At 70.8% G+C, this 14756-nt stretch carries 16 protein-coding genes; 7 read left to right on the forward strand and 9 right to left on the reverse strand.

The features are described 5' to 3' along the window. Window positions 1-33: 33 nt before the first annotated feature. Both KFLA_RS19915 and KFLA_RS19920 read right to left on the reverse strand, forming a co-directional pair. A complete protein-coding gene (locus KFLA_RS19915; protein ID WP_012921613.1) occupies window positions 34-1044 on the reverse strand; it encodes a serine hydrolase domain-containing protein in 1011 nt (336 codons plus the stop codon). After that, window positions 1041-1277: a helix-turn-helix domain-containing protein gene (locus KFLA_RS19920; protein WP_012921614.1), complete on the reverse strand. Its 237-nt coding sequence runs from the start codon at window positions 1275-1277 to the stop codon at window positions 1041-1043. Before KFLA_RS19920 ends, KFLA_RS19915 begins: the two co-directional genes overlap by 4 nt. 135 nt (window positions 1278-1412) lie before the next feature. On the opposite strand from KFLA_RS19920, the gene KFLA_RS19925 reads away from it, so the two are divergent. Next, entirely contained in the window at window positions 1413-2528 is a 1116-nt protein-coding gene (locus tag KFLA_RS19925) for a MerR family transcriptional regulator (RefSeq protein WP_012921615.1), read from the forward strand. A 57-nt stretch (window positions 2529-2585) separates the two neighbouring features. On the opposite strand, the gene KFLA_RS19930 is transcribed toward KFLA_RS19925, so the two are convergent. Continuing rightward, a complete protein-coding gene (locus tag KFLA_RS19930; protein WP_012921616.1) occupies window positions 2586-2840 on the reverse strand; it encodes a GlsB/YeaQ/YmgE family stress response membrane protein in 255 nt (84 codons plus the stop codon). Window positions 2841-3010: 170 nt separating this feature from the next. Between KFLA_RS19930 and KFLA_RS19935 the strand changes: the two genes are divergently transcribed. Together KFLA_RS19935 and KFLA_RS19940 are read left to right on the forward strand one after the other, a co-directional pair. Beyond that, a complete protein-coding gene (locus KFLA_RS19935; protein WP_012921617.1) occupies window positions 3011-3526 on the forward strand; it encodes a SigE family RNA polymerase sigma factor in 516 nt (171 codons plus the stop codon). Then, window positions 3523-4827 carry a hypothetical protein gene (locus tag KFLA_RS19940; RefSeq protein ID WP_012921618.1) on the forward strand — a complete coding sequence of 435 codons (1305 nt, stop codon included), beginning with the start codon at window positions 3523-3525 and terminating at the stop codon, window positions 4825-4827. The genes KFLA_RS19935 and KFLA_RS19940 overlap by 4 nt, the downstream gene beginning before the upstream one ends. Before the next feature lie 57 nt (window positions 4828-4884). On the opposite strand, the gene KFLA_RS36745 is transcribed toward KFLA_RS19940, so the two are convergent. After that, on the reverse strand, window positions 4885-5385 hold the full coding sequence (locus tag KFLA_RS36745) for an SgcJ/EcaC family oxidoreductase (protein ID WP_012921619.1): 501 nt from the start codon (window positions 5383-5385) through the stop codon (window positions 4885-4887). 97 nt (window positions 5386-5482) lie between these two features. Between KFLA_RS36745 and KFLA_RS35735 the strand changes: the two genes are divergently transcribed. Both KFLA_RS35735 and KFLA_RS19955 read left to right on the forward strand, forming a co-directional pair. Beyond that, window positions 5483-5941, forward strand: coding sequence for a MarR family winged helix-turn-helix transcriptional regulator (locus tag KFLA_RS35735; RefSeq protein WP_083792878.1), 459 nt, complete (start codon window positions 5483-5485; stop codon window positions 5939-5941). A gap of 44 nt (window positions 5942-5985) precedes the next feature. After that, the gene (locus KFLA_RS19955) at window positions 5986-7275 is read left to right on the forward strand and encodes a Dyp-type peroxidase (protein ID WP_012921621.1); all 1290 of its coding nucleotides are present in this window, start codon (window positions 5986-5988) and stop codon (window positions 7273-7275) included. Window positions 7276-7287: 12 nt separating this feature from the next. On the opposite strand, the gene KFLA_RS19960 is transcribed toward KFLA_RS19955, so the two are convergent. The 5 genes from KFLA_RS19960 to KFLA_RS19980 form a co-directional block, all read right to left on the reverse strand. After that, a complete protein-coding gene (locus KFLA_RS19960; RefSeq protein ID WP_012921622.1) occupies window positions 7288-8274 on the reverse strand; it encodes a LysR family transcriptional regulator in 987 nt (328 codons plus the stop codon). A gap of 89 nt (window positions 8275-8363) precedes the next feature. Then, window positions 8364-9695 (reverse strand): alpha-lytic protease prodomain-containing protein, encoded by a 1332-nt coding sequence (locus KFLA_RS19965; protein ID WP_041289401.1) that lies wholly within the window; start codon window positions 9693-9695, stop codon window positions 8364-8366. 159 nt (window positions 9696-9854) lie between these two features. Then, complete coding sequence (locus KFLA_RS19970; protein ID WP_041289402.1) at window positions 9855-11291, reverse strand: pyridoxal phosphate-dependent decarboxylase family protein; 1437 nt, start codon at window positions 11289-11291, stop codon at window positions 9855-9857. Between the two features lie 50 nt (window positions 11292-11341). Next, window positions 11342-12085 carry an AraC family transcriptional regulator gene (locus tag KFLA_RS19975; protein WP_049797386.1) on the reverse strand — a complete coding sequence of 248 codons (744 nt, stop codon included), beginning with the start codon at window positions 12083-12085 and terminating at the stop codon, window positions 11342-11344. 133 nt (window positions 12086-12218) lie between these two features. Beyond that, a complete protein-coding gene (locus KFLA_RS19980) occupies window positions 12219-13016 on the reverse strand; it encodes an alpha/beta hydrolase family protein (protein WP_012921626.1) in 798 nt (265 codons plus the stop codon). Between the two features lie 195 nt (window positions 13017-13211). Here KFLA_RS19980 and KFLA_RS19985 point away from each other — a divergent pair, with 195 nt between their 5' ends. Next, on the forward strand, window positions 13212-13553 hold the full coding sequence (locus KFLA_RS19985) for a YciI family protein (RefSeq protein ID WP_012921627.1): 342 nt from the start codon (window positions 13212-13214) through the stop codon (window positions 13551-13553). Beyond that, on the forward strand, window positions 13550-14749 hold the full coding sequence (locus tag KFLA_RS19990; RefSeq protein ID WP_012921628.1) for an RNA polymerase sigma factor: 1200 nt from the start codon (window positions 13550-13552) through the stop codon (window positions 14747-14749). The genes KFLA_RS19985 and KFLA_RS19990 overlap by 4 nt, the downstream gene beginning before the upstream one ends. Window positions 14750-14756 lie beyond the last annotated feature (7 nt).

Raw genomic sequence — 14756 nt, forward strand, 5'->3', positions numbered from 1 at the left:
GGTGAGTTCCCGTTTGAAACTCTCTGACCCACGCTACCTCTCCCCGGGTTCACACCGATGTGCGGCAGCGGCCTGTCCGGTCAGCCGCGCCAGCAGCTCGAAGCCGTGGCGATCCACCGAGAGCGACGTCGCGGAGAGCAGAACAACGCCGGTCCCCGCGGCGCGGTCGAGCCCGATCCAGGTACGGAAGCCGCCCGTGCCACCGTTGTGCCAGGTGATGAGCCGGCCCAAGCGATCGAGGGTGATCCAGGCGGCGCCGATGCGCACCGGTCCGGAGAACCTCGCGACCGGGTCCAGGGCGGTGACGCCGGGGGCGGATCCGTCCAGCAGCGCCGCGGTGAGCTGGGCCATGGCGCGAATCGATGCGCGGATCCCTCCAGCCGGGCCGACCGCCTCGCCGGTCCATGGCCGGCGCGCCCGTCCGGACCTGCTGGTGCCGATGACAGCACCAGGCCGCAGCTCGTCAGGCGTTGCGGGAACGTAGAACACGTCGAGCCCGAGCGGTACGGCGATCCGTTGGTGCAGCAGGTCGGCATAGGTCATTCCGGCCGCGGAGGCGATCGCATGGCCCAGCAACTCGAAGCCGAGATTGGAGTACCGCGCCTTCGGCCGCTGGAGCCGTACCCCGCGCGTTTGCCCGATGAGCTGGTCGAGGGTTTCGCCGTACGGGTTCGCGCCAGTCGTCCACAACGAGACGGAGCGTCGCAGCGGAGCCGCCGACGCGGGCAGCCTCGGCAGTCCGGAGCGATGCGTGGTGATCGACTCCAGCGTCACGGCGGCCGCCGGCGCGCTTGCCAGCGGCAACAGCTCGCCCAGGGTGGTCGACGGGGTGATTTCGCCGCGGTCGAGAGCGTCGACGTACAGCAGTCCGGTGATTCCCTTGGAGATCGAGCCGAGCTCGAAGTCCGCGTCGAGGTCCGCACTGAGACCGGCCAGCCTGGTCCCGTCCGGCGACAGTGTCGCGGCGACGACCACCGGATGCCGGTCCCCCAGCAGCTCGCGCACTTCCACCGCGAGCGTTCCGTCACCGTGAGTGTCCGTCACGGCTGTCCACCGAACAAGCCACGACCGCCGTACTTCTTGTGCACGGCCTGCTTCGACACTCCCAGCGCCTGGGCGATCTCCGTCCAGGTCACTCCCCGGTTGCGGGCGCGGCGGACGAGCACCCCTTCCAGCCGCTCCGCCTCCTTGCGAAGACGCGCCGTCGCCGCCAAGGCGGTCACCGGATCCTCGTCCGAGATCGCCAGCGTCAAGCTGGTCAGCCGCCGCAGATCCATGCGTCAACCTTAGTTGACCTCCGGTCCACGGTCAACCAAAGTTGACCCGCGCCCGTCCAGCGCCGAGATCGGGCTGGAGTCCGTTGCCACCCAGCGCTTGACCCTCACGTGGCGTCATGCCGCAGAGTCCCTGGCATGGAGCAACGCCTGACCGTGGGACGTGTGGCCGAGCTGACCGGGGTGAGCGTCCGCACGCTGCACCACTATGACGAGATCGGCCTTGTGCAGGCATCCGCGCGGACCGCGGCAGGCTACCGGGCCTACTCGGCGAGCGACGTGGAGCGACTGCGGGAGGTGCTTGTCTACCGGCGGCTGGGCGTCGGGTTGCGCGAGATCGCGGACCTGGTCGACGACCCGGGCACCGACGCGGTCGCGCACCTGCACCGGCTGCACGGCCTGCTGCTGGAACAGCGCGACCGCTCTGCCGCCATGGTGGCCGCCATCGAGACCGAACTGAAGGAGCGTGCGATGGGGATCCGGACGACGCCGGAGCAGCAACTGAAGGTGTTCGGTGCGCAGTTGTACGAAGCCATCGGGTCGGCGTACCCAGCGACACGGCGTACCGAGCCCCGGATCGCCGCGAAGATCTGGGACGCGCTCGGTGACGCGGAGACGGTGCTGAACGTCGGCGCCGGCGCAGGCTCGTACGAGCCCCCGGACCGTGACGTGACCGCGGTGGAACCGTCGGCGGTCATGCGGGCACTGCGTCCTGCGGACGCGGCGCGCTGCGTGGACGCCGGTGCCGAGAGTCTGCCGTTCGAGGACCAGTCGTTCGACGCCGCGATGGCCCTCAGCACCGTTCATCACTGGCAGGACCCGATCGCCGGGTTGCGTGAGATGCGGCGCGTGGCGCGCCGGGTGGTGGTGTTCACCCACGACGCCAGTGACCCGGGCTGGCGGCACCGGTTCTGGCTCACCCGCGACTACTTGCCCGAGGTCGCCGGGCTGGTCGCCGGCCGACCCTCGGTGGACCAGCTGGCCCGCGCGATCGACGCCCGGATGGAACCCGTGCTCATCCCGTGGGACTGCGCCGACGGGTTCTTTGAGGCCTACTGGCGCCGGCCGGAGGCATACCTGGACGACCGCGTCCGTCGCGCGGTCTCGGTCTGGACCAGAGTCGGACCGGCGGCCGAGCAGCGGGCGGTCGAAAGCCTCCGCGACGACCTCACTTCAGGACGCTGGGCCGAGCGCAACAGTGAGCTCGTCGCGCTCGACGCGGCGGAGCTCGGACTGCGCCTGCTCGTGGCCTGACCCACCGCGCGCAGGCCGCCCGCGACCGCCCTGTGGCGGCGCGGGCGGTCGGGCGGCTCAGCGCTTGCTGCGGGCCGCGAGGCCTTCGGCCGTGCCGACCAGCAGGACCGACGCGATGACGGCCACGACGAAGCCGAGAACGTTGAGCTCGAAGATGCCTCCGGTGCCGAGCACGTTCGCGACGACGCCGCCGATCACCGAGCCGGCCAGGCCGAGCAGCAGCGTCCAGAGCAGGCCGAGCTTCTGCTTGCCCGGCGTGAACAGCCGGGCCAGTGCGCCGATGACGAGTCCGGCGACGATGAATCCGATCATGCTGCATCCTCCACAGTTCCGTGCCGCCCCTGCGGCTTGTGCTCAACTCAACCACCGACGAGGGCTTTTGCTTTCCGATTCGTCCCTGACCCGGCCCCTGAGTCGTCCCTGACAACTTCCGGTCCGACCGTTCCGTCTTCCTGTGTGACGGCACGATCGAGGGGAAGCGAATGGCCACAGCGGCACGCGACGAACAGTTCAGCGAGTACGTCGTGCAACGAAGAACCCAGCTCCGGCGGATCGCGTACCTGCTCTGCGGGGACGTGCACCAGGCGGAGGACCTGGTGCAGACGGCGCTGATGAAGGTGTACATCGCCTGGCCCCGCGTGCAGCGCGCCGGCAACGTCGACGCCTACGTCCGCCGGATCCTGGTCAACTCGGGCATCGACGAGAGCCGGCGGCCCTGGCGCCGCGAGGACTCCGGGCTCGACGGGCTGGATCCGCAGGCCGTGCACGGCCCGGCGGTCGAGGACCGTACGGCGCTGATCGAAGCGCTGGCGACGTTGCCGCTCGCCCAGCGCCGGGTGGTGGTCCTGCGGCACTACCTCGGCATGTCCATCGAGGAGACCGCGGCCGACCTGAACTGCAGCTCCGGAACCGTGAAGAGTCAGAACTCGCGCGCTCTGGCGCGCCTCAACGACTTGCTGGCCCCGCAGTTCGGGGCCACGGGAAGGACCGACCGATGATCGACGAGAAGTCGCTGCACGCGCGCCTGACGGCGGCCGCAGCTCAGCAGGACGAGCTTCTGCCCAGAGCACTCGAGGACGACCTGTCCGCCGGCCGCCGCGGCTTGCGCCGGCGTCAGCTGCTGACGGGTGCTGGGGTGACCGGCGCGGTGGCCACCGTCGCGGTCCTTGCCTTGGGCATGACCACCTGGCTGTCTCCGAACGCAAATCCGGCACCGGAGGGCGCACCGATCGCCGGCCAGTCGTCGGCGACGCCGAGCGCACCGGTCCCCGGCACACCGACGGCCAGCATCGGGCCAGGTCCGGACACCACCGGCGACATTCCGGTGCCGGTGGAATCGGGCCCACCGGTGCCGGCTGCGGACCGGACCTTCAACCAGAACCTGGCCGCCGCGCTGTACGCGCATCTCGATCCCACCAGGCGGCACCTGGATTTCAGCTCCGGTGGCTTCAGGGTCAACCGGCAGCTCGGCACCATTCTCAGTGGCGGCAATCGGATCGGCTGGCGGATGCCGGGCCAGATGGGCGCGGAGGGCATCGTGAGCCTGTCGGTGCACCCGGCGAGCCGAAAGCCGCGTGCCTGTGGATCCAACCCCGACGTGCGCGTGCGCTGCCGCGAGATCCAACTGCCGAACGGCCGAACGGCGGAGCTCGGTCGCAGCGGCGACTTCGCCGACGTCCACTACCAGCAGCCGGACGGTGAGTGGATCACCGTGTCCGTGAGCACGTTGTTCGGGAACAACACCGAGATCCCGGTGCACGACATGGGCATCACCGACCAGGAGTTGCTGGCCCTCGTCCAGGACAGCCGGCTCAACCTGCCGAAGTTGTCGGAGGAAGAGCAGACCAACGAGAACGCCCTGAAGAACTTCTCCCCCTCGGCACAGCAGTTCCGCACCGCGGCAGCCCGCGCGCTGACAGGTGGCACGCTCAGCGGTGGCCGGCGGGAGAAGGTCACCGAGCAAGCCAGCTACCAGCTGACCTGGCGCAAGGGCGCCGTGACAGCGACCGTCGAGGTCGGCGTCGACTCGAAGGTCGGCGTCAGCAGCTGCCGCGAGCAGCTGTCGATCCTCGCGGCCTGCGACGCACTCACGCTGCCCAACGGCCGGAAGGTCCAGCTCGGCCAGCGCGCGATGACCTACCGCGGCGACCCGCAGTACGTGATCGGCGGCACCTACCTCCAGCCGGACGGCGACTCGGCCCACGTGCGAATCCGCTACCCCGGCACCAAGCTGCCCACCGGCGCGATCACCCAGCAGCAGCTCATCAACCTCCTCACCGACCCCTCACTCGACAAGTAGCAGTTGACCGAATCGAGCGGTCCGGGTTGCTCCGGACCGCTCGTTCCGATGCCCAGGTCAGGGCAGCGGCTGGACTCGGGTGTTCTGGAAGGACGCCTGGAGCCAGCGGCCGTGGACCCTGTGCATGACGTTGGTGTTGATGGACAGCGAGTCGGCCCGGCAGGTCGTCGCCGGGGCCGTGATCAGGCAGCTGGTCCGGACGATGACGGCGAGGTCGGGCTCGAGGTAGCGGATCTGCTCGCTGAGCGTCCGGAACGTCGTGTCCTCGATGTAGGTGTCGAAGTAGCGCTGCATCTCGCGGGCGATCTCGGCCCGCCCGCGCAGGTGGTCGCCGTTGAAGGTGACCACGTCGGCGTCGGGATGGAACGTGGCCGCGAACTCGGCGCCGCTCTCGTGCGTCCAGGCATCTGCTTGCTGCTGGAGCAACCGGTCGAACACCACCTTGTCCGGGACCCGCCCGTCCCGCTCCGGGCCGGCCGCGGCACCGGCCGTCAGCGTCACTGCCAGCCCGAGCGCGGCCACTGCGGCGACGGCGATCCTGCGCATCGTTCTTCTCACGGGACAACCTCCTATATGTTGAACGGCTAGACGTAGACAGGCTACATATACATTCAAGGCCGGGCGCCGCGGGGTCGTACCGTGCGACGATGCGGCCATGGCTGATGTCCCGGGGCGCGCGCAGCCGCCCGCGATGTTCGGAAACCTGACCTTCGCGCTGGCGATGGTCGGCGGCTCGGCGCGGGCGCGGGTCGACGAGGTGTTGTCCGAGTACGGCATCGGCATCCGCGGCCTGGGCGTCCTCGCGCACATCGCCGCCGAGCCGGACCTCTCGTACTCCGCGCTGGCCCGGCGGTCGAACGTCACGGTGCAGACGATGACGGCCTCGATCAAAACTCTCCAGAACGGCGGCTTCATCGCGCCCCGGGATCCCACCCGGGCCGGCCGGGCGGCGCGACTGCTGCTGACCCCGCACGGAGCCCGGACCCTCGCCGCGGTGGACGAGGCAGTCGCCGGGATGTCCGACACCTGGCTTTCCCTCGAGGCCGAGGAGCGCGGGACGCTCGCGGCGCTGCTCGGCAAGATCCTGCGCGCGACGGTGGAGCGCGCATCCTGACCCGCCCCGCATCACAACCTACAGGGACCCTGTAGGTTGACCGCATGGCCTCCGATCCGTCCTCTCACCGCTTCCGGCCGTCGCGCCGGGCACTGCTCACCCATGGCGCCGCGGCGACCGCAGCGGCTGCCGTCGCCGGTGTCGCGGGCGCACAGCTCGGTTCCTCCGATGCCGCCGCCACAGCCACCACCGACACCGTCGTGCCGTTCCACGGTGAGCACCAGGCGGGCATCGTCACCGAGCAGCAGTCCAACGTCGTCCTGGCGGCCTTCGATGTCACCACCGATCAGTCCGGACTGCGCCGGCTCCTGGACGACCTGACCGCACTCGGCGCCGCGCTCAGCACCGGCCGGCCGGCCCCCGCCCGCGAAGGACGCGCCGGCCTGGCCGCCGACTCCGGAATCGCGACCGGGCTCGCGGCGGCCCGGTTCTCGCTGACCGTCGGATTCGGGCCCGGGCTTTTCGGCGGTCGTTTCGGCCTGACCGCGAAGCGGCCGCGCAAGCTCGATCCGTTGCCGGCGTTCCCGGGCGACACGCTCGACGAGTCGCGCAGCGGCGGGGACCTCGTCGTCCAGCTCTGTGCCGACGATCCGCAGGTTCTGAGTCATGCCTTTCTGCAGGTTCGCGCTGTCACCGTGGGCAAGGCGCGGCTTCGCTGGTCGGACGCCGGTTTCCTCAGCCGCCCCGCCGACGGGCACGCGCCCCGCAATCTGCTCGGACTGCAGGACGGTACGGCGAACCCGCCGCCCGGTCCCGGCCGGGATCGTCTCGTCTGGGCCGACACCGCGGCCGAACCGGCCTGGATGCACGGCGGCACGTACCTGGTGTTCCGGCGGATCCGGCTGCGGTTGCCGGAATGGTCGCTGACTCCGGTCGACCAGCAGGACCAGGCCGTCGGGCGCCGCGCCGACGGGTCGCCTCTGTCCGCGGCGCCCGGTGCCGATCCGTCCACCCCGCTCGATCTCGTCGCTCGGGACGCCGCCGGCGGCCCCGCGATCCCGGCGCGCGCCCATGTCCGGCAGATGCACCGCTTCAAGCTGCACCGTCGCTCCTACAACTACGACCGCGGCTTCGATCTCCCCGCCGCCTCAACTCACGGCGAGGACCCGGACGGGCACGGCCATGGCCACGGCCACGCCGGCCACTCGGGGTACGACGCCGGATTGTTGTTCCTGAGCTTCCTCCAGGACCCGGCCCGGCAGTTCGTCCCGGCGCAGCAGGTTCTGGCGACCGCTGACGATCTGAACCGCTTCCTGCAGACCACCGGCAGCTCTCTCTTCGCGATCCCCGGTGGAGTCCGCGCCGGGGAGTCGCTGGCGGACGGCCTGGTGTGACGTGCGGGGAGGTCAGACCGCCGGCAGGCCGGGCTGTACGCCGTACCGCGGATTGCCGGCGAGCCAGTTCGTGTAGCGGGCACTCCGGGCTATCGCGTCGGCGTAGGCAGCGGTCGCCAGCGTGACCACCTGGTCCGACAGGCCGGCCGCAGGGCCGTCCGGGTGCCAGCCGATGAGGTGCCGCCACTTGAGCGGCACACCAGCGATCGGAACCGCGACCACGCCGGGGATCTCCCGGAACATCGGCTGGCACAGCACCACGGCGTCGCCGGACTCGACCAGGTCGATGCAACTGATGACGTCGGTTTCGTACAGCGTGCGGGGGGTGAAACCGGCTCGGGCGCACGCGGCGGCGAAGCACTGCGCGAAGCATCCGTCGCCAGGGGTCGCACCCCATTGCGCCGTGGCCAGGTCGGCGAGTCCGACGGCCGGGGCGTCGGCCAGCGGATGATCAGCCGCCAGCATCACGAAGACGGGATCGGTGCCCAGCACCCTCCAGGTCAGTCCGGACTGGACCGGTGGCGGCGCATCACCGCAGACGCCCACCACGGTGTAGTCGATCCGGCCGTCGGCGACCATTGCCGCGAGCTCTTCCGAGGACCAGGACACCTGGGTGCTCACCCGGAGGCCGGGGTAGACGGTCGTGAGGTGGTGCAACAGCCGGCCCAGCACCGGACCACTCGCCGATCCCACCGTCAGGCTGGCCGGGGTCGCGCCGGCCCGGTCCCCACTGTTGCTGAAACGCACCGCCTCCTCGCGAAGACCTGACAGCGCGGGCAGCAGCAGCCTGGCGCGGGTCAGTACGAGGTCACCCAGCGGGGTCGGCCGGATGCCGGCCCGATCCCGCTCGAACACCGGCCCACCCAGGAGCCGCTCGATGCGCTGCAGCTGGGCGGTGAGAGCCGGCTGCGCGAGGCCCAAAGCCGCTGCGGCCTTGGTGATGCTGCCCGCGTCAGCCACCGCACAGACGATCCTCAGATGCCTCAGCTCCAGCTCCATACCAGCAACGTATGCATCGAAGTCCTTTCCGGTGAAGGGCGGAGAGCCGATCGTGAGTTCGGCTCCCCGCCCGGGTCACGACGCTGTGGTCAGATCTGCAGCCACAGGGCGGGGACGTTCGGCGGTTCCCAGCCGGGCTGGGCGGTGTGGCCCTGCTGGCACTGGTAGCGCCGGCCGCTGTAGGTGACAACCGCGCCGAGCGGGTACGCCGTACCCGCCCTCCAGGTGGTCTCACCAGGCGGTGTGGTGGGCGGAGTGGTCGGAGGAGTGCTGCCACTGACGGTCAGGGTCAGGTTGTAGGCGGTCAGGATCTCGTTGACCGGCTGGAAGTAGATCACGCCGCCCGAGGTGCAGTTGCCCGAGCCGCCCGAGGTCACGCCCTGCGCCTGGTCACCGGTGAGCCAGGAGCCACCCGAGTCGCCGGGTTCGGCGCAGGCGTTGGTCCGGGTGAGGCCGGTGATGGTTCCCTCCGGATACGTCACCGAGGCGTTCTTCTGCTGGATGATGCCGCAGCGCCAACCGGTCGTCGACCCGGATCGGCAGACCGACGACCCGACGGCCGCCTCGGTCGAGCCCGCCACCGGCACCGTTCCGGGGTAGCGGTTGACCAGCGCTCGCGGGGTGTTGCCGGCGGCAACGCGGACCCAGGCATAGTCGTTGCCGGGGAAGCTGGAACCGGCGAAGGTGCCGCTCGGCTGCGTTGTGGTCGCACCGAGCCGGCCACAGTGTCCTGCCGTCACGAATCCACCCGTCACCGCGAAGCCGACCGAGCAGCGCGAGCCGCTGCCGATGTAGTAGGCGTTGCCGCCGATGATGTCGATCAGCGGCCGCGGGGTTTCGGCGGAGTCCTGGAACCGGACGGTCGAACCCTCGATCCCGCTGACCTTGGCGAATGCCTTCGCCTGCGCGGTGGCGCCGCGCCTGCTCAGGATCACCAGCTGGTTCGTGGTGACGTCGACGTACCAGCCGGGCACCGTTCGCGGAGCGCGGGCGGCGTTGCTGTCCAGCCGGTTCTTCAGCGCGTCCAGCTGGTCCAGTCCGCGCGGTACGGGCTTGGGAACGGCGCCGACCGCACGCACCAGGCCGGCTCGCGCCGGGTCGGTGATGCCGACCGTGAGCGTGCTCGCGTCGCGGTCGAGCCACGCACCGGCGAACGCCGTACCGAGAGTCGTTCGCAGGAAGCGCTCCGCCTCAGCCGCCGTGGTTTCCCGGGCCAGCCGTGCGCGGGCCTCGTCCGGGGTGATCTTCAGATCGCGGGCGAGTGCGGCGAGCATCGGAGCAGAGTCCTGGGCATCGGCCGACGCGGCGGGCGGAGGCGGCGCAGCAGGACGGAGTGCGGTCGCGACGGGCGTGAAGGTGACGGCGGCTGCCAGGCCTGCCGCTGACACTGCGGCCGCTAGGGCGGCGATCTTTCGGGACATCTCGTCTCCTGCCATGGGGCGGTTGGCGGTGATCAGATGCCCGGAACCTAACGACGAAAGACCCGGCCCGGCACATCCCAGCTGGGTCATATCGCCGCGCGGAAGCGCCCCTGGACTACGCCGCCGGAGCCGTGGCCGGCGCGGCCGGGGCGGTCGGGATCACACCGCCAGCTTGTCGACCGTCTCGCGCAGGAATCGGGTCAGCAGCTCGACCGTGGTCTCGACGTCGGCTCTGGTGGTTTGCGGGTGCGTGCTGCAGAAACGCAGGACCGGACCATCGCCGAGGTCGGTCGTCAGGACCAGCGCGAAGCCCTGCTTCATCATCGCGGCGGCGATGCGCCGGGTGACCTCGTCGAGCGTCGCGGCGTCCAGGCCGGGATGGTGGGGGCGGAACGTCAGCACGCTGAGTTGCGCCGGCGAGACGATCTGCCAGTACGGCGTTCGCAGCAGCAGGGACTCGGCGTACTCGGCCATGTCCATGCCGTGCGCCACGCCGGCGCGGACCGCGTCGAGGCCGAACGTCTGCAGGGTCATCCAGAGCTTGAGCGCCCGGAAGGACCGGGTGAGCTGTGGCCCGTAGTCGTAGAAGTTGACCGGCCGGGTCGCTGCGCGGTTCTCGGTCAGGTACTCCGCGTGCAACGCGAAGGCGTCGCTGAGTACGTCGACGTCCCGCACCAGCACGCAGCCGGCCTCGTAGGGCTGGAACCACCACTTGTGCGGATCGACCGCGATCGAGTCCGCCCGCTCGAGACCCCGCAGCAGCTGCCGGCCCTGATCGGTCAGGATCGCGGCGCCTCCGTAGGCGGCATCCACGTGGAACCAGACATCCTGCTCCGAGCAGACGTCGGCGATCGCGGCGAGCGGATCGATCGCACCGGTGTTCGTCGTACCGGCGGTCGCGACGGCGAAGAAGGGCGCGGTTCCCGCCGCGCGGTCGGCGATGATTGCCTGACGCAACGCATCGGCGTCCATCGTCAGGTCGGGTGCGCAGCGGACCCGGCGGATCTGGTCGGCGCCGAAGCCCAGGTAGCTGAATCCCCGCACGACGGCCGCATGCGTCTGGTGCGTGACGTAGATGCGTGCCTGCGGCGCCACGCCGCCGAAGCGCTTGGTCCGGGCCGCGTGCAGGGCCAGCAAACTGGCCTGCGTACCGCCGGTCGTCAGGATTCCGCCGGCAGCCGCCGGCAGACCGAACAACTCCCTCAGCCACTCGATGACCACCAGTTCCACCTGGGCGGCGCCCGCACCGCCGACCCAGTTGCCGGCGAACACGTTGGCGCCCGAGGCAAGGAAGTCGGCCACCGCGGCGACGTAGTTGCCAGGGCTCGGGACGAAGGAGAAGAAGCGTGGGTGGTCGGTCGCCGCGCAGGCCGAGAGCACGTCGGACACCACCCGCTCGAGCACCTTCTCCGGGTCCGTCCCGGCGGTCGGGATCGCCTCGCGCAGCTTGTCCTCCAGATCGGCCCGGGACCACTCCGCAGTGACGGGCTGGTCCCCCAGCCGCTCGATCCGATCGGCCAGGAAGTCGGTCGCGGCGTACCCCAACCGCCGCATCTGCTCACCGGACAACGCCAGTGGCGCCTTGTCGTCATACATGCCAGTGAGCATTGCCCGCGCCGGCGACCGCGTCTTGGACGATGTTGACGTCAGCTGCGCCGGTAGACGCCCGGCGGCACGCCCACCAGCCGGACGAAGTGCCGGTTGAGGTGCGCCTGGTCGAAGAACCCCGCCCGCAGCGCCGCGTCCGCCGGCCGCTCGCCGCCGTCGAGCAGGCGCCGGGCCAGGTCGACGCGCTGCGAGATCACGTAGGCGTACGGCGACAGACCGGCGTACTGCTGGAACGCACGGATCACCGTGGCGGGCGCGACGCCGAGTTCAGCGGCCAGGGTCCGGACGTCGACCGGCTCGCGGAATCGCTGGTCGAGCCGATGCCGGACTGCGACGGCCAGTCGCCCACCGGCGCGACCGTCGGTCTCGGCACCTGGTGGATGCTCGAACAGGCGCGAGACCGCGGCCAGGACCAGTTCGCGGCGTTCCTCGGCTCCCACCGACCGGTCGGCCCTGGCCAACTGACGAATCGGACCGGGCAGGTGCAGCAGCCCGCGGACCGACGGAGTACTCCCGGTGGCGAGCACGTCGGCGACGTACTCCGGCCGCACGGTGACGGCGTCGTACGCCAGACCGGCTTCGTCGATCACCCCCTCGTGCACCTGCCCGGGCGGCAGCACCGTCGCGAGCCCGAACGCAGCAGTGTGCCACGAGCCCGAACTCCACAACCGCACCTTCCCGGTGCTCACGAGCCCGAACGACCAGCTCTGGTGAGCATGCCGGGGAAACCGGTGGGACGGACGCAACCGCAGACGCCGCACGGAGATCGTCAGCTCGCTCACCCCTCCAGTGTCGGCCATGACGGTGCGTCCAGCCTCGGGCCGGCGGAAGGAGCCCTCGGGACGAGCCCCGCGCCGGGGTGGTGGCCGCGCTGGACAAGGGCTGACCGACGACCGGGTGCGCTGACGCCGCCGTCTAGTCCGCCACTGCGAGGTGGCGCCGGTACCATGCGGTCAGGACGGCGTCCACCTCGCGAGCTGCCGGCAGCTGCGGCGCGGGCTCGATGCCGGGCTCGTCGGCGAGCGGATGGGCCAGCCCGGGGATCGGCAGCAGCTCGGACCGCTCCCCCACAGCCTCGACCAGACGTGCCGCGTCTGCGCGGAAACCAGGGTGGTCCAGCTCGCCGCTGACGACGAGCAGCGGCGCGCGACCGGCGATGGCGTCAGCCTTGGCGACGAAGTCGAGGCTGTCGGCGGCCTTCTCCGACTCGGCATCATAGGGGTAGTCGTCCGGGAACAGGTCGACGACGGTCCGCAGGCGAATCGCGGCGTTGACGACCGCGCCGGCGAACACCGCGACATCGTGCTCGGCGAGGACCTCCAGCGCGACAGCTCCACCCAGCGAACCACCCAGTACGCCGATCGGGCCGTCGCCGACCGGCAGCTGTGCCCGGATCGACGCCAGCGCGGCGGGGAACTCCTCGGTCGCCTGCCGGACGATCGGGTACAGGAAGGACATCAGGACGTCCTTGCGCATCAGCTCGAGACCGGCGGCCATGCTGCCGTCGACCATGCGTGCCCCGCACAACGGCATGCCGAGGTGCACCCGCCACGCGGGCACACCGGTCATCGGCACGGCGGCGGCGAACGCGGCGTCCGACCTCGGCGCGTCCAGCATGTGCCAGGTGACGATCAGCGGGGCCGGCCCGCCACCGTCCGGCGGCAGAGCAGTGAACGGCACACCGGCCGCCGTACCAGTGATGGGTGTGGGCATGCGCCCAGGCTAGATCTCCGGCCGCGGGCGCGGATCCGATTACGCCACCAGCAGAGTCGGCTCGACCATTCGCCGCCGAGGTGTCGGATCCGGTGCGGCGCCGATCGTCTCCCTTGTGAACCACCACAGCGACCCGGGACAGCACCACGCACCCCCGCCGCTGATTCGACACACTGGAGCCAGGAGGTACCGATCATGAAGTACGTGTTGATGTTCGTCGAGACCGAGCAGTTCGCCCAGGAGCTGGCGGCGAAAACCGCCGCCGAGCGCGAGCAGGCCTACCAACGCGTCTACGCGTGGTTCGACGAGCACGCCGGCAAGATCAGCGGCGGGCGCAAGCTGCAAGCTCCGCACACCGCGACCACCGTCCGCCTCGACGGCCCCGCACCGGTCACCACGGACGGGCCGTTCATGGAGGGCAAGGAAGTGGTCAGCGGCTTCACCGAGGTCGACGTCACCGACCTCGACGAGGCCCTGCAGATGGTCAGGACCTGGCCCGGCTGCCCCGTGGTCGAGATCCGTCCCGTGGAGTCATGACCAGCACCCCCGCCGACGAACTGGCCCGCGTGGTTCGCGACCACGCCGGCCGGCTCGCCGCGTCCCTGGTGTCGCTGCTCGGGGACTTCTCCGCCGCCGAGGACCTGGTCCAGGACGCGGTCGAGACCGCGCTGAGACGCTGGCCCGAGGAGGGCGTTCCCGACCGCCCCGACGGATGGCTGTTCACGGTCGCGCGGCGCCGCGGCCTCGACCTGCTCCGCCGGCAGCAGAACTACCGCTCCAAACTGGCCGAGCTGCAGTGGCCGGTCCAGCCCGCGCCCGACGACCGGCTCCGGCTCGTTTTCACCTGCTGCCACCCGGCCCTGGCCCGCGAAGCCCAGATCGCCCTCACCCTGCGAGTGGTCTGCGGTCTCACCACCGCACAGCTCGCCGCGGCGTTCCTGGTCCCCGAAACCACCGTCGCGCAGCGCGTCACCCGCGCCAAACGCAAGATCGCCCAGGCCGGCATCCCCTACCGTCTCCCCCGCGACGACGAACTGCCCGAACGCCTCGGCGAGGTGCTCACCGTCATCTACCTGCTCTTCAACGAGGGCTACCTCTCCAGCACCCGCGACCGCCCGCACTCCCGCGACCTCGTCGACGACGCCGAGTGGCTCACCGCGCTGCTCGCCGGACTGCTCCCGGCCGAACCTGAGGTGACCGGCCTCCTGGCGCTGATCAGGCTCCACCGCAGCCGCGCCGCCGCGCGATTCACCCCCGACGGTCAACTGATCCTGCTGCCGGACCAGGACCGCAGTACGTGGGACCACGCCGCGATCGCCGCCGCCACCGGCCTCCTCACTCGCACCGCCCGACGCCATCGCTCCCCCGGCCCGTACCAGCTCCAGGCCGCGATCGCCGCCTGCCACTGCGAGGCTGCCAGCTGGGCCGAGACCGACTGGCACCAGATCCTCGTGCTCTACGACCTCCTGCTCCGCCTGCAACCCAGCGCCGTCACCCGCCTGCACCGCGCGGTCGCCGTACGGTACGTCGAAGGCGCCGAGGCCGCCCTCGCCGAAGTCGACGCCCTGCGCAACGAACTCGGCAGTTATCCCCTGCTCCACGCGACCCGCGCCGAACTGCTGCGCGCAACCGGCGACCACGCCCGAGCCCGTGAGGCCGACCAGCGTGCGCTGGAGCTCACCAACAACCCCGCCCAAGCCGAACTGCTGCATCAACGACTCGTCCGCCCGTGAAGTTGTC

Source organism: Kribbella flavida DSM 17836, assembly GCF_000024345.1.
GTDB classification, from domain to species: Bacteria; Actinomycetota; Actinomycetes; order Propionibacteriales; family Kribbellaceae; genus Kribbella; species Kribbella flavida.

Excerpts from the sequence above, each read along its gene's own strand:
- KFLA_RS19920 (WP_012921614.1), bottom strand. The coding sequence starts at position 1,277 with ATGGATCTGCGGCGGCTGACCAGCTTGACGCTGGCGATCTCGGACGAG.
- KFLA_RS19925 (WP_012921615.1), top strand. The coding sequence starts at position 1,413 with ATGGAGCAACGCCTGACCGTGGGACGTGTGGCCGAGCTGACCGGGGTG.
- KFLA_RS19930 (WP_012921616.1), bottom strand. The coding sequence starts at position 2,840 with ATGATCGGATTCATCGTCGCCGGACTCGTCATCGGCGCACTGGCCCGG.
- KFLA_RS19935 (WP_012921617.1), top strand. The coding sequence starts at position 3,011 with ATGGCCACAGCGGCACGCGACGAACAGTTCAGCGAGTACGTCGTGCAA.
- KFLA_RS19940 (WP_012921618.1), top strand. The coding sequence starts at position 3,523 with ATGATCGACGAGAAGTCGCTGCACGCGCGCCTGACGGCGGCCGCAGCT.
- KFLA_RS35735 (WP_083792878.1), top strand. The coding sequence starts at position 5,483 with ATGGCTGATGTCCCGGGGCGCGCGCAGCCGCCCGCGATGTTCGGAAAC.
- KFLA_RS19955 (WP_012921621.1), top strand. The coding sequence starts at position 5,986 with ATGGCCTCCGATCCGTCCTCTCACCGCTTCCGGCCGTCGCGCCGGGCA.
- KFLA_RS19960 (WP_012921622.1), bottom strand. The coding sequence starts at position 8,274 with ATGGAGCTGGAGCTGAGGCATCTGAGGATCGTCTGTGCGGTGGCTGAC.
- KFLA_RS19965 (WP_041289401.1), bottom strand. The coding sequence starts at position 9,695 with ATGTCCCGAAAGATCGCCGCCCTAGCGGCCGCAGTGTCAGCGGCAGGC.
- KFLA_RS19970 (WP_041289402.1), bottom strand. The coding sequence starts at position 11,291 with ATGTATGACGACAAGGCGCCACTGGCGTTGTCCGGTGAGCAGATGCGG.
- KFLA_RS19980 (WP_012921626.1), bottom strand. The coding sequence starts at position 13,016 with ATGCCCACACCCATCACTGGTACGGCGGCCGGTGTGCCGTTCACTGCT.
- KFLA_RS19985 (WP_012921627.1), top strand. The coding sequence starts at position 13,212 with ATGAAGTACGTGTTGATGTTCGTCGAGACCGAGCAGTTCGCCCAGGAG.
- KFLA_RS19990 (WP_012921628.1), top strand. The coding sequence starts at position 13,550 with ATGACCAGCACCCCCGCCGACGAACTGGCCCGCGTGGTTCGCGACCAC.